17 protein-coding genes are annotated in these 21,602 nt (G+C 59.2%); 10 read left to right on the top strand and 7 right to left on the bottom strand.

Annotated elements, in window-relative coordinates; translation table 11 throughout:
- Positions 1-37 precede the first annotated feature (37 nt).
- Positions 38-3,568, bottom strand: coding sequence for a DNA translocase FtsK 4TM domain-containing protein (locus MHZ89_RS03440; protein ID WP_311781861.1), 3,531 nt, complete (start codon positions 3,566-3,568; stop codon positions 38-40).
- Between the two features lie 119 nt (positions 3,569-3,687).
- Positions 3,688-4,182, bottom strand: coding sequence for a leucine-responsive transcriptional regulator Lrp (gene lrp / locus MHZ89_RS03445; RefSeq protein WP_006118610.1), 495 nt, complete (start codon positions 4,180-4,182; stop codon positions 3,688-3,690).
- A gap of 527 nt (positions 4,183-4,709) precedes the next feature.
- Here lrp and trxB point away from each other — a divergent pair.
- The 5 genes from trxB (at position 4,710) to infA (ending at position 10,608) form a co-directional block, all read left to right on the top strand.
- Positions 4,710-5,678: a thioredoxin-disulfide reductase gene (gene trxB, locus MHZ89_RS03450; protein WP_311781862.1), complete on the top strand. Its 969-nt coding sequence runs from the start codon at positions 4,710-4,712 to the stop codon at positions 5,676-5,678.
- Between the two features lie 139 nt (positions 5,679-5,817).
- Entirely contained in the window at positions 5,818-7,587 is a 1,770-nt protein-coding gene (cydD, locus tag MHZ89_RS03455; RefSeq protein ID WP_311781863.1) for a heme ABC transporter permease/ATP-binding protein CydD, read from the top strand.
- Positions 7,587-9,317: a heme ABC transporter ATP-binding protein/permease CydC gene (cydC, locus tag MHZ89_RS03460; protein WP_311781864.1), complete on the top strand. Its 1,731-nt coding sequence runs from the start codon at positions 7,587-7,589 to the stop codon at positions 9,315-9,317. The genes cydD and cydC overlap by 1 nt, the downstream gene beginning before the upstream one ends.
- Before the next feature lie 31 nt (positions 9,318-9,348).
- The gene (gene aat, locus MHZ89_RS03465) at positions 9,349-10,041 is read left to right on the top strand and encodes a leucyl/phenylalanyl-tRNA--protein transferase (RefSeq protein WP_311781865.1); all 693 of its coding nucleotides are present in this window, start codon (positions 9,349-9,351) and stop codon (positions 10,039-10,041) included.
- A 348-nt stretch (positions 10,042-10,389) separates the two neighbouring features.
- Positions 10,390-10,608, top strand: coding sequence for a translation initiation factor IF-1 (gene infA, locus MHZ89_RS03470; protein ID WP_002211347.1), 219 nt, complete (start codon positions 10,390-10,392; stop codon positions 10,606-10,608).
- Positions 10,609-10,697: 89 nt separating this feature from the next.
- Here infA and clpA read toward each other — a convergent pair whose 3' ends face one another.
- Together clpA and clpS are read right to left on the bottom strand one after the other, a co-directional pair.
- A complete protein-coding gene (clpA, locus tag MHZ89_RS03475; RefSeq protein ID WP_311781866.1) occupies positions 10,698-12,974 on the bottom strand; it encodes an ATP-dependent Clp protease ATP-binding subunit ClpA in 2,277 nt (758 codons plus the stop codon).
- Positions 12,975-13,032: 58 nt separating this feature from the next.
- The gene (gene clpS, locus MHZ89_RS03480; protein WP_311781867.1) at positions 13,033-13,353 is read right to left on the bottom strand and encodes an ATP-dependent Clp protease adapter ClpS; all 321 of its coding nucleotides are present in this window, start codon (positions 13,351-13,353) and stop codon (positions 13,033-13,035) included.
- A gap of 320 nt (positions 13,354-13,673) precedes the next feature.
- Here clpS and cspD point away from each other — a divergent pair, with 320 nt between their 5' ends.
- Positions 13,674-13,895, top strand: a complete 222-nt coding sequence (gene cspD, locus MHZ89_RS03485) for a cold shock-like protein CspD (protein ID WP_103795338.1) — start codon at positions 13,674-13,676, stop codon at positions 13,893-13,895.
- An 81-nt stretch (positions 13,896-13,976) separates the two neighbouring features.
- Here cspD and MHZ89_RS03490 read toward each other — a convergent pair whose 3' ends face one another.
- A complete protein-coding gene (locus MHZ89_RS03490) occupies positions 13,977-15,626 on the bottom strand; it encodes an ATP-dependent endonuclease (protein WP_311781868.1) in 1,650 nt (549 codons plus the stop codon).
- A 105-nt stretch (positions 15,627-15,731) separates the two neighbouring features.
- On the opposite strand from MHZ89_RS03490, the gene MHZ89_RS03495 reads away from it, so the two are divergent.
- The 3 genes from MHZ89_RS03495 (at position 15,732) to ltaE (ending at position 19,683) form a co-directional block, all read left to right on the top strand.
- Entirely contained in the window at positions 15,732-16,631 is a 900-nt protein-coding gene (locus MHZ89_RS03495; RefSeq protein WP_311781869.1) for a lysine exporter LysO family protein, read from the top strand.
- 124 nt (positions 16,632-16,755) lie between these two features.
- Entirely contained in the window at positions 16,756-18,477 is a 1,722-nt protein-coding gene (poxB, locus tag MHZ89_RS03500) for a ubiquinone-dependent pyruvate dehydrogenase (RefSeq protein WP_311781870.1), read from the top strand.
- Positions 18,478-18,681: 204 nt separating this feature from the next.
- On the top strand, positions 18,682-19,683 hold the full coding sequence (ltaE, locus tag MHZ89_RS03505; RefSeq protein ID WP_311781871.1) for a low-specificity L-threonine aldolase: 1,002 nt from the start codon (positions 18,682-18,684) through the stop codon (positions 19,681-19,683).
- Here ltaE and MHZ89_RS03510 read toward each other — a convergent pair.
- Both MHZ89_RS03510 and MHZ89_RS03515 read right to left on the bottom strand, forming a co-directional pair.
- A complete protein-coding gene (locus MHZ89_RS03510; RefSeq protein ID WP_311781872.1) occupies positions 19,680-20,495 on the bottom strand; it encodes an N-acetylmuramoyl-L-alanine amidase in 816 nt (271 codons plus the stop codon). The two genes, ltaE and MHZ89_RS03510, sit on opposite strands and share 4 nt — an antisense overlap.
- Entirely contained in the window at positions 20,492-20,812 is a 321-nt protein-coding gene (locus MHZ89_RS03515) for a heavy metal-binding domain-containing protein (RefSeq protein WP_120451752.1), read from the bottom strand. The genes MHZ89_RS03510 and MHZ89_RS03515 overlap by 4 nt, the downstream gene beginning before the upstream one ends.
- Positions 20,813-20,918: 106 nt before the next feature.
- Between MHZ89_RS03515 and MHZ89_RS03520 the strand changes: the two genes are divergently transcribed.
- Positions 20,919-21,464, top strand: coding sequence for a lipoprotein (locus MHZ89_RS03520; protein WP_311781873.1), 546 nt, complete (start codon positions 20,919-20,921; stop codon positions 21,462-21,464).
- Positions 21,465-21,602 lie beyond the last annotated feature (138 nt).

The following is a 21,602-nucleotide window of genomic DNA, read 5'->3' on the forward strand; positions in this document are numbered from 1 at the left end:
AACTGGCCCATGATTGTTTGTTGCAAAGCGTTTCGCGCTACATTTCATGCGGCGGCGGAGAGAGCACCTCACGGTTACCGTTATGTCCGGGTTCCGATACGATCCCCTGCGCTTCCATCTGTTCGATAATGCGCGCGGCGCGGTTATAACCGATGCGGAACTGGCGCTGTACGCCGGAGATAGAGGCGCGACGCTTGTCGACCACGAAAGCCACCGCCTGATCGAACAGCGGATCCAGCTCCTCATCGCCCTCAAGGCCACCGCTGCCGCCCTCGCTCTCCTCGCCTGCCGTAATGCTTTCGATATACTGCGGACGCCCGCGCGCTTTCCAGTCCTGCACGACAGCATGCACTTCCTGATCGCGGACGAATGCGCCGTGTACGCGTACCGGCATTGAGGAGTTAGGCGGCATATAGAGCATGTCGCCCATACCCAGCAGCGATTCAGCGCCGCCCTGATCGAGAATGGTGCGCGAGTCGATTTTGCTGGAGACGGTAAAGGCGATGCGCGTCGGGATGTTGGCCTTAATCAGACCGGTAATCACATCCACTGACGGACGCTGCGTAGCAAGCACAAGGTGGATACCTGCCGCGCGCGCTTTCTGCGCCAGACGCGCAATCAGCTCTTCTACTTTCTTACCCACCGCCATCATCAGGTCGGCGAACTCATCCACCAGCACCACGATGTAAGGCAGTTTTTCTAGCACCGGCGGCGTCATATCCATACTGTCGCCCGGTTTCCAGAACGGATCGGGAATAGGACGGCCCATCGCTTCCGCCTGTTCAACTTTTTCGTTGTAGCCCGCCAGGTTACGCACGCCAAGCGCCGACATCAGCTTGTAGCGTCGCTCCATCTCGCCGACGCTCCAGCGCAGCGCGTTAGCCGCGTCTTTCATATCGGTGACGACTTCAGTCAACAGATGCGGAATGCCTTCGTAGACCGACAGTTCCAGCATTTTCGGGTCGATCATGATAAAGCGTACTTCTTCCGGCGTCGCCTTGTAGAGCATGCTGATAATCATGGTGTTGACGCCGACCGACTTACCGGAACCGGTCGTACCGGCCACCAGCAGATGCGGCATTTTCGCCAGATCGGCGACGACCGGCTGACCCGCAATATCTTTACCCAGCACCACGGCCAGCGGCGACGGGTTGTCGCGGAATTTGGCGCAGTCCAGCACTTCGCGCAGATAGACCGTCTGACGATGCTTGTTGGGCAGCTCCAGACCGACATAAGGCTTGCCGGGGATCACCTCAACCACGCGTACGGCAACCGCCGAGAGCGAACGCGCCAGATCGCGCGACAGGTTGGAGATGCGCGCGGCTTTCACGCCCGGCGCCAGATCCAGCTCGAAGCGGGTAATCACCGGGCCAGGCGAGATGCCGACCACTTCCGCCTTGACGCGATAGTCGCCTAAACGGGCTTCGACCAGACGCGCCGTCTGCTCAAGGGCGAACATATCGACCGGCTCCTCCTCCGCTGGCGGCGAGGTCAGCAGATCCAGCGTCGGCAGCGGCGTGGAGGGTTTCTCCAGCGGCTGGTTATGACGCATCAGGAAAGGATGGATCAGGCTGTTATCCAGCGAGCCGGGCTGCGGTGCCTGCGGCTGCGCAGCAACAGGCGTCTGCATCACAGGCGCCTGCTCTGGCTCCCGCTCGGCAGGTGCGAAAGCGGCAGAAACCGTCGGTGCGGCTACCGGCACGACAGGCTGAGCCACCGGCGCTTCCGCTGGCTGCTGCCAGGGCGTATGCGTTGCCGCAGGCGCTTCCGGCTCTGGCGTGCTGGCGATAGTAAAGAGCGGCTCACTCGGGCCTTCATCCACCAGATCGTCCAGCGGTGAGAAATTGAACGCGGAGGAGGTATCCAGGCTCAGGGCTGGCGCCTTCTGTTCCTGCTCGTCGGCACCGTAACGCTGTTGCTGCTGCGCGGCGAACTGCTGCGCCAGCGCGGCCTGTTCGGCGGCCTCTTCGTGATCTTCCTCCTGCTGCCAGCTCTCGCCGTAGCGTTGCTGCTGCTGGCTGGCGAAAGCGTCGCGCAGCTGCGCCTGTTCCTGCGCCTCCTGCTGATGCTCTGACCATTCGGACTGCGCCTCTGCGGGCTGAGACGAGACGTCAGCGCGCTGCTGCTCTTGCGCTTTGGCCTTCTCTTCCGCTATACGCTGAGAAGGCAGCTTAATGCCGTAAGAGGCTAACTCGCGGCGCGTCGGCAGTTTGACCGGCTTAGGACGCGGTAGCGTCGGCCCGATGCCCTGCTTCACCTGCGGATTGTAATTTTCTTCAGGCGCGACATCGAACAGCGGCGTAGAAGCAGCCTGCGCAGCGGCTGTTGCTGCGCCCGCCGTGGCGGCTATATCAGCCGTATCAGCATCGCGCCAGTTGCCCATTTGCGGGCCGTCATCCTCTTCCCAGCTGGTGAAAGCGGGCGCGGACGGCGTTTGCGGCATCTCAAAATGATAGCGCGGCGGCTCAGCAGGGGCCGGCGCGGCTGGCTGAGGTGGTGCTGCCGTAAAGGCGTTGACGGGCTGCTGAGACGCAGCGAACGGACTCGCTGCCGCAGAGTGCGTCGGGGCCGCCGTGACAGGCACAGCGGATGCGGCAGCTGGCGTTGCGGCCGTCTGAGAGGCGAGTGGCGCAGCAGCAGCCTGAGGCGGCATGGCAGCCACCGGCGCTGACGCGGCAGCCGCCTGCGACGGCATGGCGGCGGCAGGAGCAGCGGCACTCTGAGATACGGGCGCTGCGACGCCAGCGGCCTCGGCAGCCGAGGTCAGCGCGGCGTCTGTCGCCGCAGCGGCTTTCGCCAGAAGCGGATCGGCTGCTTCCGAGACTGAATGTTCTGCGCTGGCGCGCGGCGCAGAGAGCAGTACGTCGTCCTCATCTTGTGAGGTCGCCTCAACGCGCGGCGCGGCCGTATCGTCGAACGCCTCTTCATCCTCCTGCCAGGGCTCGTCGCGACGCGAACGGTTACTGGCGAAGGTCAGCACGCCCATCACCACGCCGCCGATGCGCTCGGCGATGGTCAGCCAGGACCAGCCGGTATAGAGCGTAATGCCCGCCGCCCAGACGCAAAGTAGCGCCAGCGTGCCGGTCATTGGACTGAGCCAGGGCGCAATGGCATTGCTTACCAGGCTGCCGATAACGCCGCCGGAGGCGAAATACCAGATGTCATCGGCGTTAAGCGCGGCCAGACCGCAGGTGGTCACCACCAGCGCCAGCACGCCGATCAGGCGCAGGCCGATAGCGAAGTAGTCGATGTAATCCTGTCGATCGCGCTGGCGAAAGGCGATCCAGCACAGCCCGATAATCACCGGTGGAATGGCGTAGGCCATCACGCCGAAAATAAACAGCAGCGTATCCGCCAGCCAGGCTCCCACGCCGCCACCAAGATTATGGATCGGCTCATGCCAGGCGGTTTGCGACCAGCTCGGATCGGAAGGATTAAAGCTGACGAGAGAGACCATCAGATAGACGGCGAAAAGTGAGACGAGAATAAGCAATGCTTCCAGCAGACGACGTCCACTGCTCAGCGGTTTTAACGAAACTTCTTTGTCTTCTGTGTATTCCTGGCTCAAGAGAACTCTCCAGGTGCCTGTAAATTATGAAGGCAACAGCGTCGGGCAAGCCCGACGCTGGTCCTGTATGAATTCACAGGAGTGTATCGAAATATCACAGGTTTTGCACCTGCGCTGCGTTAGCGGGTTTTAATCACCAGCCGATTACTCTGTTTAACCTCTTCCATCACCACGTAAGTACGGGTGTCATTGACCCCCGGCAGGCGCAGCAGGGTTTCACCAAGCAGCTTACGGTAGGCGGACATATCCGGCACGCGCGTTTTCAACAGGTAGTCGAAGTCACCGGAAACCAGGTGACACTCTTGAGTTTCCTCAAGTTTTTGCACGGCGGCGTTAAACTGTTCAAATACGTCCGGCGCGCCACGATTCAGAGTAATCTCAACGAAAACCAGCAGTGACGCATCTAGATAGTGCGGGTTAAGTTGCGCGGTATAGCCAAGAATAAAACCCTGACGCTCCAGACGACGCACACGCTCAAGACATGGCGTAGGCGATAATCCTACGCGTTTGGAAAGCTCTACGTTGGAAATACGACCATCTTTCTGAAGTTCATTCAGAATGTTTCTGTCGATTCTGTCGAGATCTTTTCCGGGGCGTTTCTTATTGTCTACCATTATTATTGTCTCTCTTAATTCCTTCCCTTTACCTGCCACGCCCTGGAAACGTTCACTGTTCAAGGCATTATTGAAGTGAAGAATCAGAGCCTGTGCGCTGTCGCGCATCCATCCGCATGACGCATGTTGTCTGTCCACATCATGCGTCATTACCCATGTCAGGCTGTAATTTATCGGGAAAAAAGGGCAAAACGAGGAACGAAACCCTGTTTTGACTCTCTCCTTCTTCTTCGCTTCTCTCATTGTTTTCGCAAAAGCGCAGGCGATTGTCAAAGTAAAAAGACCAAATTCAGGACAAGATGCCAGACAGACCGCTGGGTAACTGTTTTTAAATGAGAATTTTTATACTTTTGCACCAGCAATAACCGATTATTGCCCCCTTTTAGCGCAACCGGCGTGCAGAACCCCAACTTATCGTCTACGCCGTTTGCAGCTATCGGTAACAAAATTCCCCAGCCCTTTTTTTGCCTCGGTAAATTCCCTACAATCCCAGGTCATGTTGTCAGCCGAATGAAACTGAGGATCCTATGAGTACGGCCAAACACAGTAAATTGCTCATTCTGGGCTCCGGTCCGGCGGGTTATACCGCAGCGGTCTATGCGGCGCGCGCCAACCTGAATCCAGTGCTGATTACCGGCCTCGAAAAAGGCGGTCAGTTGACCACCACAACCGAGGTAGAGAACTGGCCCGGCGACCCGCACGATCTCACTGGTCCCTCGCTGATGGAGCGCATGCATGAGCATGCCGAGAAATTCAACACCGAAATCATTTTTGACCATATTCATACTGTCGATCTGCTGAACCGTCCGTTCCGTCTCACCGGCGACAGCGGCGAATACACTGCCGACGCGCTGATTATCGCGACCGGCGCCTCTGCGCGCTATCTGGGTCTGCCTTCTGAAGAGGCGTTTAAAGGTAAAGGCGTTTCCGCCTGCGCCACCTGCGACGGCTTCTTCTACCGGAATCAGAAAGTCGCGGTGATCGGCGGCGGCAACACGGCGGTGGAAGAGGCGCTTTACCTGGCGAACATCGCCGCGGAAGTGCATCTGATTCACCGTCGCGACAGCTTCCGCGCGGAAAAAATCCTGATTGACCGCCTGATGGAGAAAGTGCGCAATGGCAATATCGTGCTGCATACCGATCGCACGCTGGAAGAAGTAGTCGGCGATCAGATGGGCGTTACCGGTCTGACGCTGCGCTCAACGCTTAACGAGGCGGAAACCGAGTCGCTGGAAGTGGCAGGCCTGTTCGTCGCTATCGGACACAGCCCGAATACGGCGATCTTCGAGGGGCAGCTGGCGCTGGAAAACGGCTATATCAAAGTGCAGTCCGGCCTGCATGGCAACGCAACGCAGACCAGCATTCCCGGCGTGTTCGCTGCGGGCGACGTTATGGATCATATCTATCGTCAGGCAATCACCTCGGCGGGCACAGGCTGTATGGCTGCGCTGGACGCCGAGCGTTATCTGGATGGCCTGGTTAAAAACGATCGGTAACTTGTTAATTATCTGATCTTATTTATGCGAGGCGGCTGTTTTTCAGTCGCCTTTTTTTATGCCGTCGTGCTAGATTCGTCAGCCTGAAGAGCAATCCCCCTCTTTTTTCGTGGGTTATCGACAACGCTTACGGTCTCGCATGAATAAAACCCGGCAACAGGAACTGATTCGCTGGCTGCGCCAGCAACGCGCTTTTGGCGGCCGCTGGCTGCGGTTGACGTCACTGTTTGGGCTGGCCAGCGCGCTGGTTATCATCGCCCAGGCCTGGCTGCTGGCTTTCTTGCTACAGGCGCTGATTGTTGAACAGCGACTGCGCAGCGAGCTTCTTCTCCCCTTTTCCCTTCTGCTGCTCTGCTTCGCACTGCGCGCCTTGCTTAACTATGCGCGCGAGGCCGCAGGCTTTCGCGCTGGTCAGGCGATTCGTCAGGCGCTGCGTCAGCAGGTGCTGGATCGCCTTTCCGATCTTGGCCCCGCCTGGATCCGCGGCAAACCGGCGGGCAGCTGGGCGACGCTGCTGCTGGAGCAGATTGAGGAGATGCAGGAGTATTACGCGCGCTATCTGCCGCAGATGACGCTGGCGGCGCTGATCCCCTTATGCATTCTGCTGACCGTTTTCCCGCTAAACTGGGCAGCCGGTCTGATCTTGCTCGCCACGGCGCCGCTGATCCCGCTGTTTATGGCGCTGGTTGGCATGGGCGCGGCCGACGCCAACCGCCGCAACTTTGTTGCGCTGGCGCGCCTCAGCGGCGACTTCCTTGACCGTCTGCGCGGACGCGAGACTCTGCGTCTGTTTCACCGCGCCGAAGCGGAAACCGCCGTTATCGCCTCCTCCACCGCGGATTTTCGCCTGCGCACCATGGAAGTGCTGCGCCTCGCCTTTCTCTCCTCTGCCGTACTGGAGTTTTTCGCTTCGCTGGCCATCGCGGTCGTTGCGGTCTACTTCGGCTTTTCCTACCTCGGCGAGCTTCATTTCGGCGCGTATGGACAAGGCGTAACGCTGTTTGCTGGTTTCGTCGCGCTGATCCTGGCGCCGGAATTCTTCCAGCCGCTGCGCGATCTCGGCGCTTTTTATCATGCGAAAGCGCAGGCGGTCGGCGGCGCGGACGCCCTTGAGCGCTTTATGCACGAGAGTCCCCAGCCTGAACGCCCTGACGGCTCGGCGCAGCTGGCAGACAACGCGGCGCTCGCTATCGTCGCGCAGGATCTGGTTGCGCTGAGCGTGGATAACCAACGCCTGTGCGGCCCGCTCAGCTTTAGCCTGCAAGCTGGCCAGCGCATCGCGCTGGTGGGCCAGAGCGGCGCGGGAAAAACCGTACTGATGAACGTGCTCCTCGGCTTTCTGCCTTATCAGGGATCGCTTCGCATTAACGGCGTTGAGCTGCGTGAAATGGGTCGCGCATACTGGCACCGGCAGATCGCCTGGCTTGGGCAAAATCCCCAGTTGCCCGCCGACACGCTGCGCGACAATATTGTGATGGGCAGCGCACGTCGCGATGACGATTTGGACACCTTGCTGGATGAGTGCGGCGTCAGCGAATTTCTGCCGCGACTCTCTGCTGGCGTACAGACGCCTGTCGGCGACGATGGTGCCGGGCTTTCAGTAGGACAGGCGCAGCGCATCGCGCTGGCGCGTGCGCTCTATAAGCCCGCCCGTCTGCTGCTGCTGGACGAGCCCGCCGCCAGCCTCGACAGCCGCAGCGAACAGCATGTGATGCGCGCGCTTGATAAAGCGTCGCGTCGGCAGACCACGTTGATGATCACCCACCAGCTCGATCAGCTGCAGCACTGGGAAGCCATCTGGGTGATGCAGGATGGCAGGCTGGTACAGCAAGGCAGCTGGCAGGCGCTGCTCGCCGAACCTGGCCCGTTTAGTCAGATGGTCTCGCATCGTCAGAGGGAGATTTGCTGATGTCCGCACTGCGTCCTTTCCTGCGCCTGTTTTTGCGTCACCCTTACCGACTGTCGCTGGGCGTGCTGCTCGCTATCGTTACGCTGCTCGCCAGTATCGGCCTGCTGGCGCTCTCAGGCTGGTTTCTGGCTGCCTCCTCGCTGGCGGGTATCGCCGGGCTTTACAGCTTTAACTATATGCTGCCGGCTGCAGGCGTACGCGGCGCGGCTATCACGCGCACTGCTGCCCGCTATTTTGAGCGGCTGGTTAGCCATGACGCGACCTTCCGCGTTCTGCAGCATCTGCGCGTCTTTACCTTCAGCCGCCTTATTGCGCTGGCACCGGGCCAGCTGGCGGCGTTCCGTCAGGGCGATCTGCTCAACCGTTTCGTTGGCGACGTTGATATGCTCGATCACCTCTATCTGCGGGTGATCGCACCGCTGGCAGGCGCATTCGTGGTGATTGTAGTGGTGACGCTGGGCATCAGCCTGGTGGACGCGCGGCTGGCGCTGGTGCTGGGCGGCATTATGCTGACGACGCTGCTGGTGATGCCGCCGCTGTTTTACCGTCTGGGCGCGCCAGCCGGTCGCGCCATTACGCAACAGCGTGCGCGCTGGCGTCTGCAGTTAATGTACTGGCTGAGCGGGCAGGCTGAACTGGCAATTTATGGCCTTTCCGAACGCTGGCGTCAGCAGCTTGATCAGGATGAAGGCCGCTGGCAGGCTGCGCAGCGTCAGCAGCAGCGCTTACAGGCGCTGTCGCAAAGCCTGCTGCTGCTGATAAGCGGCGCGACCGTGACGCTGCTGCTGTGGATGAGCGCGGATGGCGTGACGCAGGCTTCCTCGCCCGGCGCGCTTATCGCGCTGGTGGTATTTTGCGCGCTCGCCGCGTTTGAAGCGCTGGCCCCGGTTGCCGGCGCTTTTCTGCCGCTGTCGCAGGTTATCGCCGCCGCTGAGCGCGTTAACGGCATCATCGATCAGGCGCCCGCGATTCGTTTTCCCGATAAGTCGACAAGTGAGCCCGGCAGCCTTTCGGTAGCGATTGATAAGGTCAGCTTCCACTATCCGCATCGTCCCGAAGCGGTGCTGGATAATTTTTCGCTGCAGGTGCGAGCAGGTGAACGCATAGCCCTGCTCGGCCCCACCGGCTGCGGTAAATCCACGCTGCTGGCGTTGCTGACGCGCGCATGGGAGGTGGAAACTGGCTCCGTTGCGCTACAAAACGTCGATCTGCGCAGCTGGGATGAAAAATCGCTGCGTCAGCGCATTAGCGTAGTGACGCAGCGCGTGCACCTGTTTAACCAGACGCTGCGCGAGAACCTGCGGGTAGCGCGCCCCGACGCCAGCGATGCGCAGCTCAGCCGCGTTCTGCACCAGACAGGCCTGTCGCGCCTGCTGGAAAGCGAAGAAGGACTCAACGCCTGGCTCGGCGAAGGAGGCCGTTCGCTGTCGGGCGGCGAACTGCGCCGCCTGGCAATTGCGCGGGCGCTGCTGCACGACGGCGATCTCTGGCTGCTGGATGAACCCACTGAAGGGCTCGATGCCGCCACGGAGTACCAGATTTTAGCGCTGCTGCAGCAGGTTACAGCCGGTAAAACCCTGATTATGGTGACGCACCGGCTGAGCGGTCTGGACACGCTGGATCGCATCTGCGTAATGGAAAACGGCCAGATCGCTGAAGAAGGCCCGCATCACGAATTAATCTCAAAAGAGGGACGCTACTGGCATTTTCAGCAGCGCTTTGCGCTATAGTCTTAGCGAAAAACCGACGAGTAGAGATGCGATGAGACTGGTGCAACTGTCACGGGAATCCCTTCATTTTCCTCCGCCAGAGATGGCGCTGCGTGAGCCAAACGGCCTGCTGGCGATGGGCGGCGATCTCTCCCCTGCTCGCCTGCTCAGTGCCTACCAGCGCGGCATTTTCCCCTGGTTTTCGCCTGGCGATCCCATTTTGTGGTGGTCGCCCGATCCGCGTGCGGTACTGCTGCCGGAATCTTTTCACCTCAGCCGCAGCATGGCGCGTTTTCATCGCCGCTCGCCGTTTCGCGTGACCATGAATCAGGCGTTTTTCGACGTAGTCGAAGGCTGCGCCGCCGGCCGTCAGGAAGGAACATGGATCACCTTTGAGGTGAAGCGCGCCTGGCAGCGTCTCTATGAACTGGGGCATGCGCACTCTATAGAAGTGTGGCTGGACCGGCAGCTGGTAGGCGGCATGTACGGCCTCGCGCTGGGACAGATTTTCTGCGGCGAGTCGATGTTCAGCCGGAGCGAGAACGCCTCGAAAACCGCCCTTCTGGTATTTTGCCAGCATTTCATTAAACATCAGGGCCGGCTGGTGGATTGCCAGGTTTTAAATCCGCACACGGCCTCGCTGGGCGCGCGCGAGATACCGCGCGCTGACTATCTGCAGTATGTTCAGTCTCTTGCCTGGCAGCCTGTCAACGCCGGTTGCTGGCGCACTCAGACCCTTTTTTAAGCCTGCGCAGATGTTTTGCACACAAACAGACGTAAAAGTGGTATAATAGCCGCGTTTGGTATGTCGTCCGCGCTTCGCAACGGCGAGCCGGAATTGCTAGGCTGGGAATCACAACGCACTCCCGGAACTGTTTCAGATGAGCGCGTGTTACCGCCTACTGATGCAAATTCTTAGCCCGTTAATCCCCCGCAGACGTCACATAAACACCCGAATTTAACCGAGATGCTCGCGCCCCTCGCGCGAAGCACGGCGAAGCGTTGGCTTTACCGCCAACGTTTCTTTACATAAATCGTGGAATTCGGCATTATCTTGCCGGTTCACTGAAAGCTAGTCCACCCAGAGGATTCGATGGCTAAAGAAGACAATATTGAAATGCAAGGTACCGTACTTGATACGTTACCTAACACCATGTTCCGTGTAGAACTCGAAAACGGTCACGTGGTTACCGCTCATATCTCCGGTAAAATGCGCAAAAACTATATCCGCATCCTGACGGGCGACAAAGTGACTGTTGAGCTGACCCCGTACGACCTGAGCAAAGGCCGCATTGTCTTCCGTAGTCGCTAAGCGGCTCCGTTTCGCTTTCGCCGCCTGAACGGCGGTGAAAAAAAAGGCCAGATTCGCATCTGGCCTTTTCTATTTCTACCTTACGGCGCTTAGTGAACCGTACCTTCCGTTTTGCGTTTTTCCGCGCTGAGGAAGTGATAAGTCAACTGGTTCTTCTCTTTGTCGAGCGCCACCGAGACCGATCCCCCATCCACCAGCGAGCCAAACAGCAATTCGTTGGCCAGCGGTTTCTTGAGGTTTTCCTGCACCGTACGCGCCATAGGACGGGCACCCATCGCCTTGTCGTAGCCTTTCTCCGCCAGCCAGTCGCGCGCTTCGTCGCTGACTTCCAGCGAAACGCCCTTCGCATCCAGCTGCGCCTGCAGTTCGACAATAAACTTGTCCACAACCTGATGAATCACTTCCTGTGACAGGTGACGGAACCAGATAATATTGTCGAGACGGTTGCGGAACTCTGGCGTAAAGATCTTTTTGATCTCTTCCATCGCATCAGTGCTGTTGTCCTGATGGATCAGACCAATCGATTTACGCTCGGTTTCACGTACGCCCGCGTTGGTGGTCATGACCAGCACCACGTTGCGGAAGTCCGCTTTACGGCCGTTGTTATCCGTCAGCATGCCGTTGTCCATCACCTGCAGCAGCAGGTTAAAGACATCCGGATGTGCCTTCTCGATTTCATCGAGCAGCACCACCGCATGCGGATGTTTAATCACCGCATCGGTCAGCAGACCGCCCTGATCGAAGCCGACATAGCCCGGAGGCGCACCAATCAGGCGGCTGACCGTATGACGTTCCATATACTCAGACATATCGAAACGCAGCAGCTCAATGCCCAGCGCTTTCGCCAGCTGTACCGTTACCTCGGTTTTCCCTACGCCAGTCGGGCCGGCGAACAGGAAGGAACCGACAGGTTTACGCTCCTGGCCCAGCCCGGCGCGGCTCATTTTGATCGCTTCAGTCAGCGCTTCAATGGCGTTATCCTGGCCGAACACCAGCATTTTCAGGCGATCGCCGAGATTTTTCAGCGTGTCGCGGTCGGTTGCCGAAACGCTCTTCTCAGGAATACGCGCGATCCGCGCCACCACGGACTCAATATCCGCCACGTTGATGGTTTTCTTGCGCTTGCTGGCCGGCATCAGGCGCGCCCGCGCGCCAGCCTCGTCGATCACATCGATCGCCTTATCTGGCAGATGACGGTCGTTGATATATTTCACCGCCAGCTCAACCGCTGCGCGCACCGCTTTCGCGGTATAACGCACATCGTGGTGCGCTTCATATTTTGGCTTCAGCCCGTTCAGAATCTGAACGGTTTCGTCCATCGTCGGCTCAGTGATATCGATCTTCTGGAAGCGGCGCGCCAGAGCGCGATCTTTTTCGAAGATATTGCTGAACTCCTGATAGGTGGTGGAGCCCATCACGCGGATTTTACCGCTGGAGAGCAGCGGCTTAATCAGGTTAGCCGCATCCACCTGGCCGCCGGAAGCCGCGCCTGCGCCGATGATGGTGTGAATCTCATCGATAAACAGGATGCTGCTGTTGTCCTGCTCCAGCTGTTTCAGCAAGGCTTTGAAGCGCTTCTCAAAGTCGCCGCGATATTTCGTGCCCGCCAGCAGCGAACCGATATCGAGCGAATAGATGGTGCAATCCTTCATCACTTCCGGCACGTCGCCCTGCACGATACGCCAGGCGAGACCTTCTGCAATGGCGGTTTTACCAACGCCCGATTCGCCCACCAGCAGCGGGTTGTTTTTACGACGACGGCACAGTACCTGAATGGTGCGCTCCAGCTCTTTGTCGCGACCAATCAGCGGATCGATTCCGCCGACGCGAGCAAGCTGATTGAGATTGGTGGTGAAGTTTTCCATACGATCCTCCCCGCCTGCTTGCTCTTCGTTAACCGGATTCTCACTGTGCGGCGCCTGACCAGGTTCATCTTTGCGCGTACCGTGAGAAATGAAGTTCACCACGTCGAGACGGCTGACTTCATGTTTGCGCAGCAGATAAGCCGCTTGCGACTCCTGCTCGCTGAAGATGGCGACCAGCACATTGGCGCCAGCGACTTCGCTGCGACCCGATGACTGGACATGGAATACCGCGCGCTGCAGTACGCGCTGGAAGCTGAGCGTGGGTTGGGTATCGCGCTCTCCTTCACTGGCGGGCAGCACCGGTGTGGTTTGTTCGATGAAAGCTTCGAGTTCTTGCCGCAGCGCGACAAGATCGACGGTACAGGCTTCCAGTGCCTCTCTGGCCGACGGGTTGCTGAGCAGTGCCAGCAACAAATGCTCGACGGTCATAAACTCATGACGGTGCTCACGCGCTCTGGCGAAAGCCATGTTTAAACTGAGTTCCAGTTCTTGATTGAGCATTAGGCACCTCCCCCAATTATCGCTCTGACAACCTCACCTTCACTATATGAGGGCGAGTTCAGGCTTTTTCCAGCGTACACAGCAATGGATGCTGATTCTCCCGTGCGTAATTGTTCACCATAGCGACTTTGGTCTCCGCCACTTCGGCGGTAAAAACACCGCAGATCGCTTTCCCGTGGTAGTGAACTTTCAGCATCAGTTGCGTTGCACGTTCAACATCATAAGAAAAGAACTTTTGCAGAACGTCAATAACAAATTCCATAGGTGTATAATCGTCATTATTCAGAATGACTTTATACATAGAGGGCGGCTGCAGCCCCTCTTTCGCTTTGTCTTCGGCCAGGTGTTCAAAGTTAAGCCAGTCGTTAGTATTTGCCATAATGTTCCGTTGAAATTCTGCACATCGGTACGGACGGTTAACTGTCCATACGTAGAGTTTAACACGCTTGTCAAGCACCCCTCCGCCACCGTGATTTTTTGCGAAAAAAACCGCGCGCGACCTGTATCACAAAATTCGCAATAGCGTTAACCGCTTCAAATTTTAATGATTTTATCCCCGCGCTCTCTGGTGGTTTGCTTGACGCCAGGGTCTCTTTCTCTACATTCTACAGACACAAGCTGATTGAGTTTTAAACAAACTCGACCCCAGCTTCAATTTACTCACCTGGTTATCAAATGTCTTGCGAGGGAAGTAAAAGCATGGAGACGGGTACTGTTAAATGGTTCAATAACGCTAAGGGCTTCGGCTTTATCTGTCCGATCGGTGGCGGAGAAGATATCTTCGCGCACTACTCTACGATTCAGATGGATGGTTACAGAACATTAAAAGCCGGCCAACAAGTTCAGTTTGATGTTCATCAAGGCCCGAAAGGCAATCATGCCAGCCTGATCGTGCCGGTGGACGCTGTACAGCACGCCTGAACTGCTATCACCCCATTCTGAACGCTCCCCCAAAAAATGCCAGCCGTGTCGCTGGCATTTTATTTTCTTGCGCACGTGCGGTTAATCCGCCTTGCCGCGCGCCAGCCACATTACGCGGGAAAACATCTGGCGCATCAGCGGCGGCATCGCCTCCTCTCCGCGTTCGGCGGCGGCCGTCGCCACGGCGATTGCCAGCTCCGGCTTGGAGGCGTGCTGGAGAGCTTTGGTAATGATACGCCTGGGACTCATGGCAACATTTAACGGCAGGTGCGCCATCTGCAGATAAACTTCCTGGAAACCCGCTTTGAAAAGAAAGTGCTCCATATCCAGCGCCGGCAGTTGGGTCAGATAGTGCTCGCTTTCATCATGCGGCTGAAGCTGGCTGCGCGTCGTGGCGGCATATTTATTGCCGGCGTCGTCTCCATCGGTCAGCACATGCCAGGCGATGCCCATGCGCGCGGCGAATTTCAGCAGCGGCTTCAGGCCGGATTGCGCAAACTCAATCACTTTTACGCCTTCCGCCGCGAAGTGATAGCCGCACTGACGCGCCAGCTCATTGATAATCCACACTTCGGTTTCCCCTTCCACCAGCAGCCAGCAACGGGCGAACAGGGCCGACGGACGGTTAACGCGAATATGAAAGCCGATACGGCGGCTCTCTTCCGCGCTAAGCCCCTGCGGGCCAATACGCCAGGCGGCGACGCGCGTCGGCTCGCGCACCAGACGGCAGACGTTTTCTACCGGTGTCAGCGACAGCAATTCGCCGGAGTTGGTGGTCGCAATTTTCTGCAGCGGAATAAGATCGAGCAGATTCCAGGTCACCGACAGCATAATTGGATGCAGCCGGGTTTCCGGATCTTCAATCAGCAACAGGGGACGCGCCTGAGGCGAGAGCGTCGCCGCGCCGCGCGCCTGCGCCAGCAGAACGAACATGCGCAGCAGAACGATCTGACGGCTGCGCGAATCCGTTTCGCCGATAAGCCGGTTGAGCCTATCCAGCGCGCGCCAGCCGTGTGCCCCGTCGCGCCTATGCGGATCGCTGCGCCGGGCGCGGCCGTCAGCGGGTTGCAGCACCAGAAAGTAGTGCTCCATCAGCTGCTGCATGGTCGCTACGCCCTGCCGCAGCGTTTCATCGCTGAGCTGATGCGGCTGCGACGCCAGCTGGCGCGTCAGGCTGTCGATATCCCCCGCCAGGGCGCTCAGCTGCGCGCTGTGCGCCTGCGCATCGCTTTCATCATGGCGCGAGCGTCGGCTAAAGCGGGCATCGCGCAGACGCAGCACCGGATGCAGCCGCACCAGCTGCCTTATCGCCTCCTCGCTGCCCGCCAGCGGCAACACCTCGCCGTCGGCGCGCAAAAAGCGGCGCGAGGCGGTGACTTCCGTTTCGCGTAGCCGCGCGCGGGTGCTGAAGTAGAGCCGCCGCACCCCCTGCGTGTCGCGCTGCCAGAACGGCGAGAAAACTGCATCCTGCTCCTCGTCGTTGTCGTCGCGAAAATGGAACACGACCTGCAGCCGCCGCATCCGCGTCTCGCTGTTGCCTGGCGTAAAGTGAAAATCGTGCCGGGTGAACGAATAAAAGGTTTCCTGCGGGGCAAGCAGCAGGCTCATCGCGTCCAGCAAACTCGATTTACCCCAGGCGTTCTCTCCAATAAGTACGTTAGTCTGGGTGAGCGGCAGCGATAAATGATTAATGCCGCGAAACCCGGTAATTTCGATTTGTTCCAGAATCATCGGCGTCCATCCTCAGGTTCATTCAGGCTGCTGTTATGCAAGGGTTTACTCTATCAGCCTTTTTCGCTAGCGTGTCGGCACTCTCTGCAAGGAAAAGCATCTGTTATGTATTCTGGACTCCTTATCATCCTGCTGCCGCTGGTGGTGGGCTGGCTGCTGCCGCTGCATCAGCCCGTTTTTTTACGACTGGTGAATCGCCTGCTGGGCTGGATGGTCTATATCATCCTGTTTTTTATGGGTATCAGTCTCGCCTTTCTTGATAATCTCAGCAGCAACCTCTTGAGCGTGTTTCATATCGCGCTGGTAAGCGCGCTGGCGATCCTGCTGTGCAACCTGCTGGCGCTGCGCCTGCTGGAAAAAAATCGCCCCTGGCAGCATAAGCATAAACAGGAAACCCTGCCGTCGCGGCTGCGAATGGCGCTCGATTCGCTCACGCTGTGCGGCGTAGTGGTGGTGGGCTTTCTCACCGGACTGACGCAGCTTGCCTTTTTGCGCCACGCCTCAACCGCCAGCGAGTACGCGCTGATCTTTTTGCTGTTTCTTGTCGGCATACAGCTGCGCGGCAGCGGCATGACGCTGCGTCAGATCCTGCTTAATCGCCGCGGCATGCTGGTATCGGTCGTGGTGCTGTTGAGCGCGCTGCTGGGCGGCGTGATTGCCGCCGCGCTGCTGGGGCTGCCGCTGAAAACCGGCCTGGCGCTGGCCAGCGGTTTCGGCTGGTACTCCCTCTCCGGCATTCTGATGACCGAGGCGTTCGGCCCGGTGATCGGCAGTGCCGCATTTTTTAACGATCTGCTGCGCGAGCTGACCGCTATTATGCTGATCCCGGCCTTGATCGCCCGGCATCGCTCCTGCGCGCTGGGCCTGTGCGGCGCGACAGCGATGGATTTCACCCTGCCAGTGCTGCAGCGTGCGGGCGGCAATGAGATTGTCCCGGCAGCCATAGTACACGGTTTTGTGATGAGCCTGCTGGCACCGCTGCTGATCGCCTTTTTCTCTGCCTGACGTACAGCGCACTGTTTCACGGCTAATGCAGCGCACTTTTTCACGGCTGGAAATGTGAAAGCTTGTCTAGTCTTTTTCTTTTGTCCGCCATCGGGAAGATGGCTTACCGCCAGAGGAGAACACGATGAAACAGACCGTTGCGGCGCTGATCGCGAAAACGCTGGAAAACGCAGGTGTAAAACGTATCTGGGGGGTGACCGGAGACTCCCTGAATGGGCTGAGCGACAGCCTGAACCGCATGGGCACTATCGAATGGATGCCGACGCGCCATGAAGAAGTTGCCGCCTTTGCCGCTGGCGCAGAAGCCCACGTCAGCGGCGAGCTGGCGGTGTGCGCCGGTTCCTGTGGGCCTGGCAACCTGCATCTGATTAATGGCCTGTTCGACTGCCACCGCAACCGCGTGCCGGTGCTGGCAATCGCCGCGCATATTCCTTCCAGCGAGATTGGCAGCGGCTATTTTCAGGAGACCCATCCGCAGGAGCTATTCCGCGAGTGCAGCCACTACTGCGAGCTGGTGTCCAGCCCGGAGCAGCTGCCGCAGGTGCTGGGCATCGCCATGCGCAAGGCGATCCTGAATCGCGGCGTATCCGTCGTGGTCCTGCCGGGCGATGTGGCATTGAAGCCTGCGCCGGAGAGCGCCTCCGCTGAGTGGTATCCCCCGCAGCTGCCGCAGGTTGTGCCGCAGGAGAGCGAGCTGGCGCTGCTGGCGCAAACCCTGAACGACGCCGGCAATATCACGTTACTGTGCGGCAGTGGCTGCGCCGGCGCGCATGACGAAGTGGTGCGGCTGGCGGAGACGCTCAAGGCGCCGATAGTCCATGCGCTGCGCGGCAAAGAGCATCTGGAGTATGACAACCCGTATGATGTCGGCATGACCGGGCTGATCGGCTTCTCCTCCGGCTATCACGCCATGATGAATGCCGATACGCTGCTGCTGCTCGGCACCAAATTCCCCTATCGCGCCTTCTATCCGGAACACGCGAAAATCATTCAGATTGATATCAATCCCGGCAGTCTCGGCGCGCACTGCCATCTCGATCAGGCGTATGTCGGCGCGGTGAAGCCGACGCTGCAGGCGCTGCTGCCGCGACTGGTGAAGAAAAGCGATCGTCATCATCTCGACAGCGCGCTGGAACATTACGCCGATGCGCGCAAAGGGCTGGATGAGCTGGCTAACGCCAACGACAAACAGGCGATTCATCCGCAGTATCTGGCGCAGCAGATTAGCCACTACGCCAGTGATAACGCGATTTTCACCTGCGACGTCGGCACGCCCACCGTCTGGGCCGCGCGCTATCTGAAGATGAACGGACGTCGCCGCCTGCTGGGCTCTTTCAACCACGGTTCGATGGCCAATGCTATGCCGCAGGCGCTTGGCGCTCAGGCGCTGAACCGCGATCGTCAGGTGGTGGCGCTGTGCGGCGACGGCGGCTTCAGCATGCTGATGGGCGACTTTATCACCCTGGCGCAGCTCAAGCTGCCGGTGAAGCTGGTGATCTTTAACAACAGCGTGCTGGGCTTTGTCGCCATGGAGATGAAGGCGGGCGGCTACCTCACCGACGGCACCGAGCTGGATAACCCTGACTTCGCCGCCATTGCCGAAGCCTGCGGTATTAAGGGCATCCGCGTGGAAAAAGCCTCTGAGCTTAACGGCGCGCTGGAGCAGGCCTTTGCCCATCCCGGCCCGGTGTTGGTAGATGTCATCACCGCCAAAGAGGAGCTGGCGATGCCGCCGCAAATCAAGATGGAGCAGGCGAAAGGCTTCAGTATCTATATGCTGCGTGCGATTCTGAATGGTCGCGGCGATGAAGTAGTGGAGCTGGCGAAAACCAACTGGCTGCGGTAAAAGAGAAAGAGAACGGCGGGCGCTGATGCTCTTTTCAGCGCGCTGGAAGTCTGAAAAGTGGGTGTCATGGGCAGAAGAGCAAAGCGTCCCGCGTCAGGGATGTGCCTTGCGCCTCCTTGCGAACGGCTCATGTCACCCGCTTCGGCACCTGTTGTTAATCTTAACGGGCGTTTACGCCCGTTTTTCTTTTCTCAGGAGAGCAACGTGATCGATTTACGCAGTGATACCGTGACCCGGCCCAGCGCCGCGATGTTGCAGGCGATGATGGCCGCCGAAACCGGCGACGACGTCTATCGCGACGACCCGACCGTGAATGCGCTTGAGGCGGAAGCCGCGCGCCTCAGCGACAAAGAGGCCGCGCTATTCTTCCCTACCGGCACCCAGGCGAATCTGGTGGCGCTGCTGAGCCACTGCGAACGCGGCGATGAATATATCGTTGGCCAGCAGGCGCATAACTACAAATATGAAGCGGGCGGCGCGGCGGTGCTGGGCAGCATTCAGCCGCAGCCGATCCTCGCCGCCGACGATGGCACGCTGCCGCTCGATTTAGTCGCGGCCGCCATCAAGCCGGATGATATTCACTTTGCGCGGACTCGCCTGCTCAGCCTGGAAAATACCCACCACGGCAAGGTGCTGCCGCTCGACTATCTTGCCCGCGCCTTTGACTTCAGCCGCGAACGCAAACTGGCGCTGCATATCGACGGCGCGCGCATCTTTAACGCGGTGGTGGCGCAAAACGTTACGCTGGAAGCGATCGCGCGCTACTGCGATACCCTGACTATCTGCCTGTCGAAAGGACTGGGCACGTCGGTGGGATCGCTGCTGTGCGGTGATAAGGCCTATATCGAACGCGCCCGCCGCTGGCGCAAAATGGCGGGCGGCGGTATGCGCCAGGCGGGCATTCTGGCGGCGGCCGGTCTCTATGCGCTGCAGCACAATGTGGCGCGTCTGAAAGAGGATCACGACAACGCCGCGTGGCTCGGCCAGCAGCTGCAGCAGGCGGGCGTTGAGGTGGTAGATCAGCAGACTAATATGCTGTTCGTGCGCGTGCCCGCAGAGCAGGTCCATGCGCTGCAAAGCTGGTTTGCCCAGCGCGACGTACTGATAAGCGTCGGGCCGGTGACGCGCATCGTGACGCATCTTGATGTCGATCGTCATGCGCTGGAGCAGCTGGTAGCGCACTGGAAAGCGTTTCTGCAGCGTTAACCGCCATACTTCTCCAGCAGCGCTTCGGCTATCGCCAGGGTTTCCGCATCCGGCAGGCCGCGATAGTCCGCCGGACGAAAATGCATCTGGAACGCCGCGATCAGCTGCTGTTGCTGGCGCGGCGTAGTCGCGCCGCTGACGTCATAGCCGTAGCGCGACAGCGCCGACAGCAGCGTTTCTGCTTCTACCGGCGCTGTTGCCGCCCTTCCCGCTAAATAGCGCTGTACGCGAGCCGCCTCCGGCCAGGCACCGATGCCCTGCTGCGCCAGCTGACGCCAGGGAAACAGCGGGCCGGGGTCCTGCTTGCGCTGCGGCGCGACATCGCTGTGGCCGACAATATTCTCCGGCGCAATGGCGTAGCGTTGAGCAATATCCTTCAGCAAGGGTATCAGCGCGGCGATCTGCGCATCAGTAAAGGGCTGCCAGTCGCGCCCGGTTAACGTGCGCGTGTAGCCGCGATTCACCAGCTCAATGCCGATCGAGGTATCGTTAATGCGCGTTGCGCCGCGCCAGAAGCTAGGGCCAGCATGCCAGGCGAGCTGGCTCTCCGGCACCAGCTGCCAGACCACATGTTTTCCGGCGCGCTGCGGCGGCTGGCGAGGAATAAGGTAGTGGGCGCTGACGTCGCGATCGGTCAGCGTCGCCAGCGAAGAGGGAAAATCTTCGGCGGTATAGTGAATGACAACCACTTTAATACGCGGCCTGGCGCCGTAAGCGGGATGCTGCGTATCAACCCAGTAGCCCTGCCGCGATTCCACTCCGCTCTGGCATCCCGCCAGCAGCAGCGTCAGCGCCGCCAGCCAAAGCCTCAACGCAGGATCACCGCCGTACCGGTCACGCTGACCATCAGCATGCTGCCGTCCTTGCCCACGGTTTCATAATCGATATCAATACCGACCACCGCGTTGGCGCCCAGCGATTTCGCCTGCGCTTCCAGCTCTTCAAAGGCGATCTCACGCGCCTTGCGCAGCTCTTTCTCATAGGCGCCGGAACGTCCGCCGACCACATCGCGGATACCAGCGAAAAAGTCGCGGAAAATGTTCGCGCCGAGGATAGCTTCGCCGGTAACGACGCCGCAGTAATCGCTGATGCTGTGTCCTTCCAGGGTGGGCGTGGTGGAAAATTTCATCGCTCTCTCCTTATATGAAATGGCGTGCAAGGCTCTTTCGACTAAAAAGCACGGCTATACTCTATGCTAAAAATGACGCTTTGCCAGAGACAATAAGGAAATCGAGATGAGAAACAAAGCCTTTGCGCTGCTGCTTCCCGCCGCACTGCTGCTCTCCGCCTGTACGACGGTCGAGCCGGTGATTAAGGACAATGGCCCACGCACCGCACCCTGCGTCGACGGCGGCCCTGACAGCGTCGCGCAGCAGTTTTACGATCTGCGCATCCAGCAGCCGACGCAAGGCCTGCCCGGCAGCGATCAGCTGGCGAAGTACCGCCCTTACCTGAGCGAACGCCTCTATCAGGCGCTGCAGCAGGCGAACGCGCAAGGCAGCAAGGCTACGGCGCAGTGGCGCAGCGGCGATCTCTTCTCCAGCCTGCCGCAAGGGCCAACCGCCGCCAGCGTGGCGGACAGCTCTACCATCCCGAACCGCGACGCGCGCAATATTCCGCTGCGCGTCGAGCTGAGCCGCGACGGCAAAAGCTGGCAGGATGAGGTATTGATGATTCGCGAAGGCACCTGCTGGGTCGTGGATGACGTGCGCTACGTCGCCGACTGGCCGCATCCGGGCGGCGGTACCCTGAGCCAGGCGCTGGAGCAGGCAAAGAAATAACCGTTCTTTTATGACGCGCGCCGCTAATCAGCGGCGCATTTTTTTACACCATCGTCGCCTGCCTGGCCTGACTACGCTGAGTGGCGCGATATTGTGCTACGCTTTAACTGTTTCCCTGCGGTTTAATAAATTTTAACC

The organism is Pantoea sp. ACRSB (genome assembly GCF_022346905.1).
In the GTDB taxonomy this organism is placed as follows: Bacteria; Pseudomonadota; Gammaproteobacteria; order Enterobacterales; family Enterobacteriaceae; genus Pantoea; species Pantoea piersonii.

Coding starts and splice junctions, on each gene's coding strand:
- lrp (WP_006118610.1), bottom strand. CDS start 4,182: ATGGTAGACAATAAGAAACGCCCCGGAAAAGATCTCGACAGAATCGAC.
- trxB (WP_311781862.1), top strand. CDS start 4,710: ATGAGTACGGCCAAACACAGTAAATTGCTCATTCTGGGCTCCGGTCCG.
- cydD (WP_311781863.1), top strand. CDS start 5,818: ATGAATAAAACCCGGCAACAGGAACTGATTCGCTGGCTGCGCCAGCAA.
- cydC (WP_311781864.1), top strand. CDS start 7,587: ATGTCCGCACTGCGTCCTTTCCTGCGCCTGTTTTTGCGTCACCCTTAC.
- aat (WP_311781865.1), top strand. CDS start 9,349: ATGAGACTGGTGCAACTGTCACGGGAATCCCTTCATTTTCCTCCGCCA.
- infA (WP_002211347.1), top strand. CDS start 10,390: ATGGCTAAAGAAGACAATATTGAAATGCAAGGTACCGTACTTGATACG.
- clpA (WP_311781866.1), bottom strand. CDS start 12,974: ATGCTCAATCAAGAACTGGAACTCAGTTTAAACATGGCTTTCGCCAGA.
- clpS (WP_311781867.1), bottom strand. CDS start 13,353: ATGGCAAATACTAACGACTGGCTTAACTTTGAACACCTGGCCGAAGAC.
- cspD (WP_103795338.1), top strand. CDS start 13,674: ATGGAGACGGGTACTGTTAAATGGTTCAATAACGCTAAGGGCTTCGGC.
- MHZ89_RS03490 (WP_311781868.1), bottom strand. CDS start 15,626: ATGATTCTGGAACAAATCGAAATTACCGGGTTTCGCGGCATTAATCAT.
- MHZ89_RS03495 (WP_311781869.1), top strand. CDS start 15,732: ATGTATTCTGGACTCCTTATCATCCTGCTGCCGCTGGTGGTGGGCTGG.
- poxB (WP_311781870.1), top strand. CDS start 16,756: ATGAAACAGACCGTTGCGGCGCTGATCGCGAAAACGCTGGAAAACGCA.
- MHZ89_RS03515 (WP_120451752.1), bottom strand. CDS start 20,812: ATGAAATTTTCCACCACGCCCACCCTGGAAGGACACAGCATCAGCGAT.
- MHZ89_RS03520 (WP_311781873.1), top strand. CDS start 20,919: ATGAGAAACAAAGCCTTTGCGCTGCTGCTTCCCGCCGCACTGCTGCTC.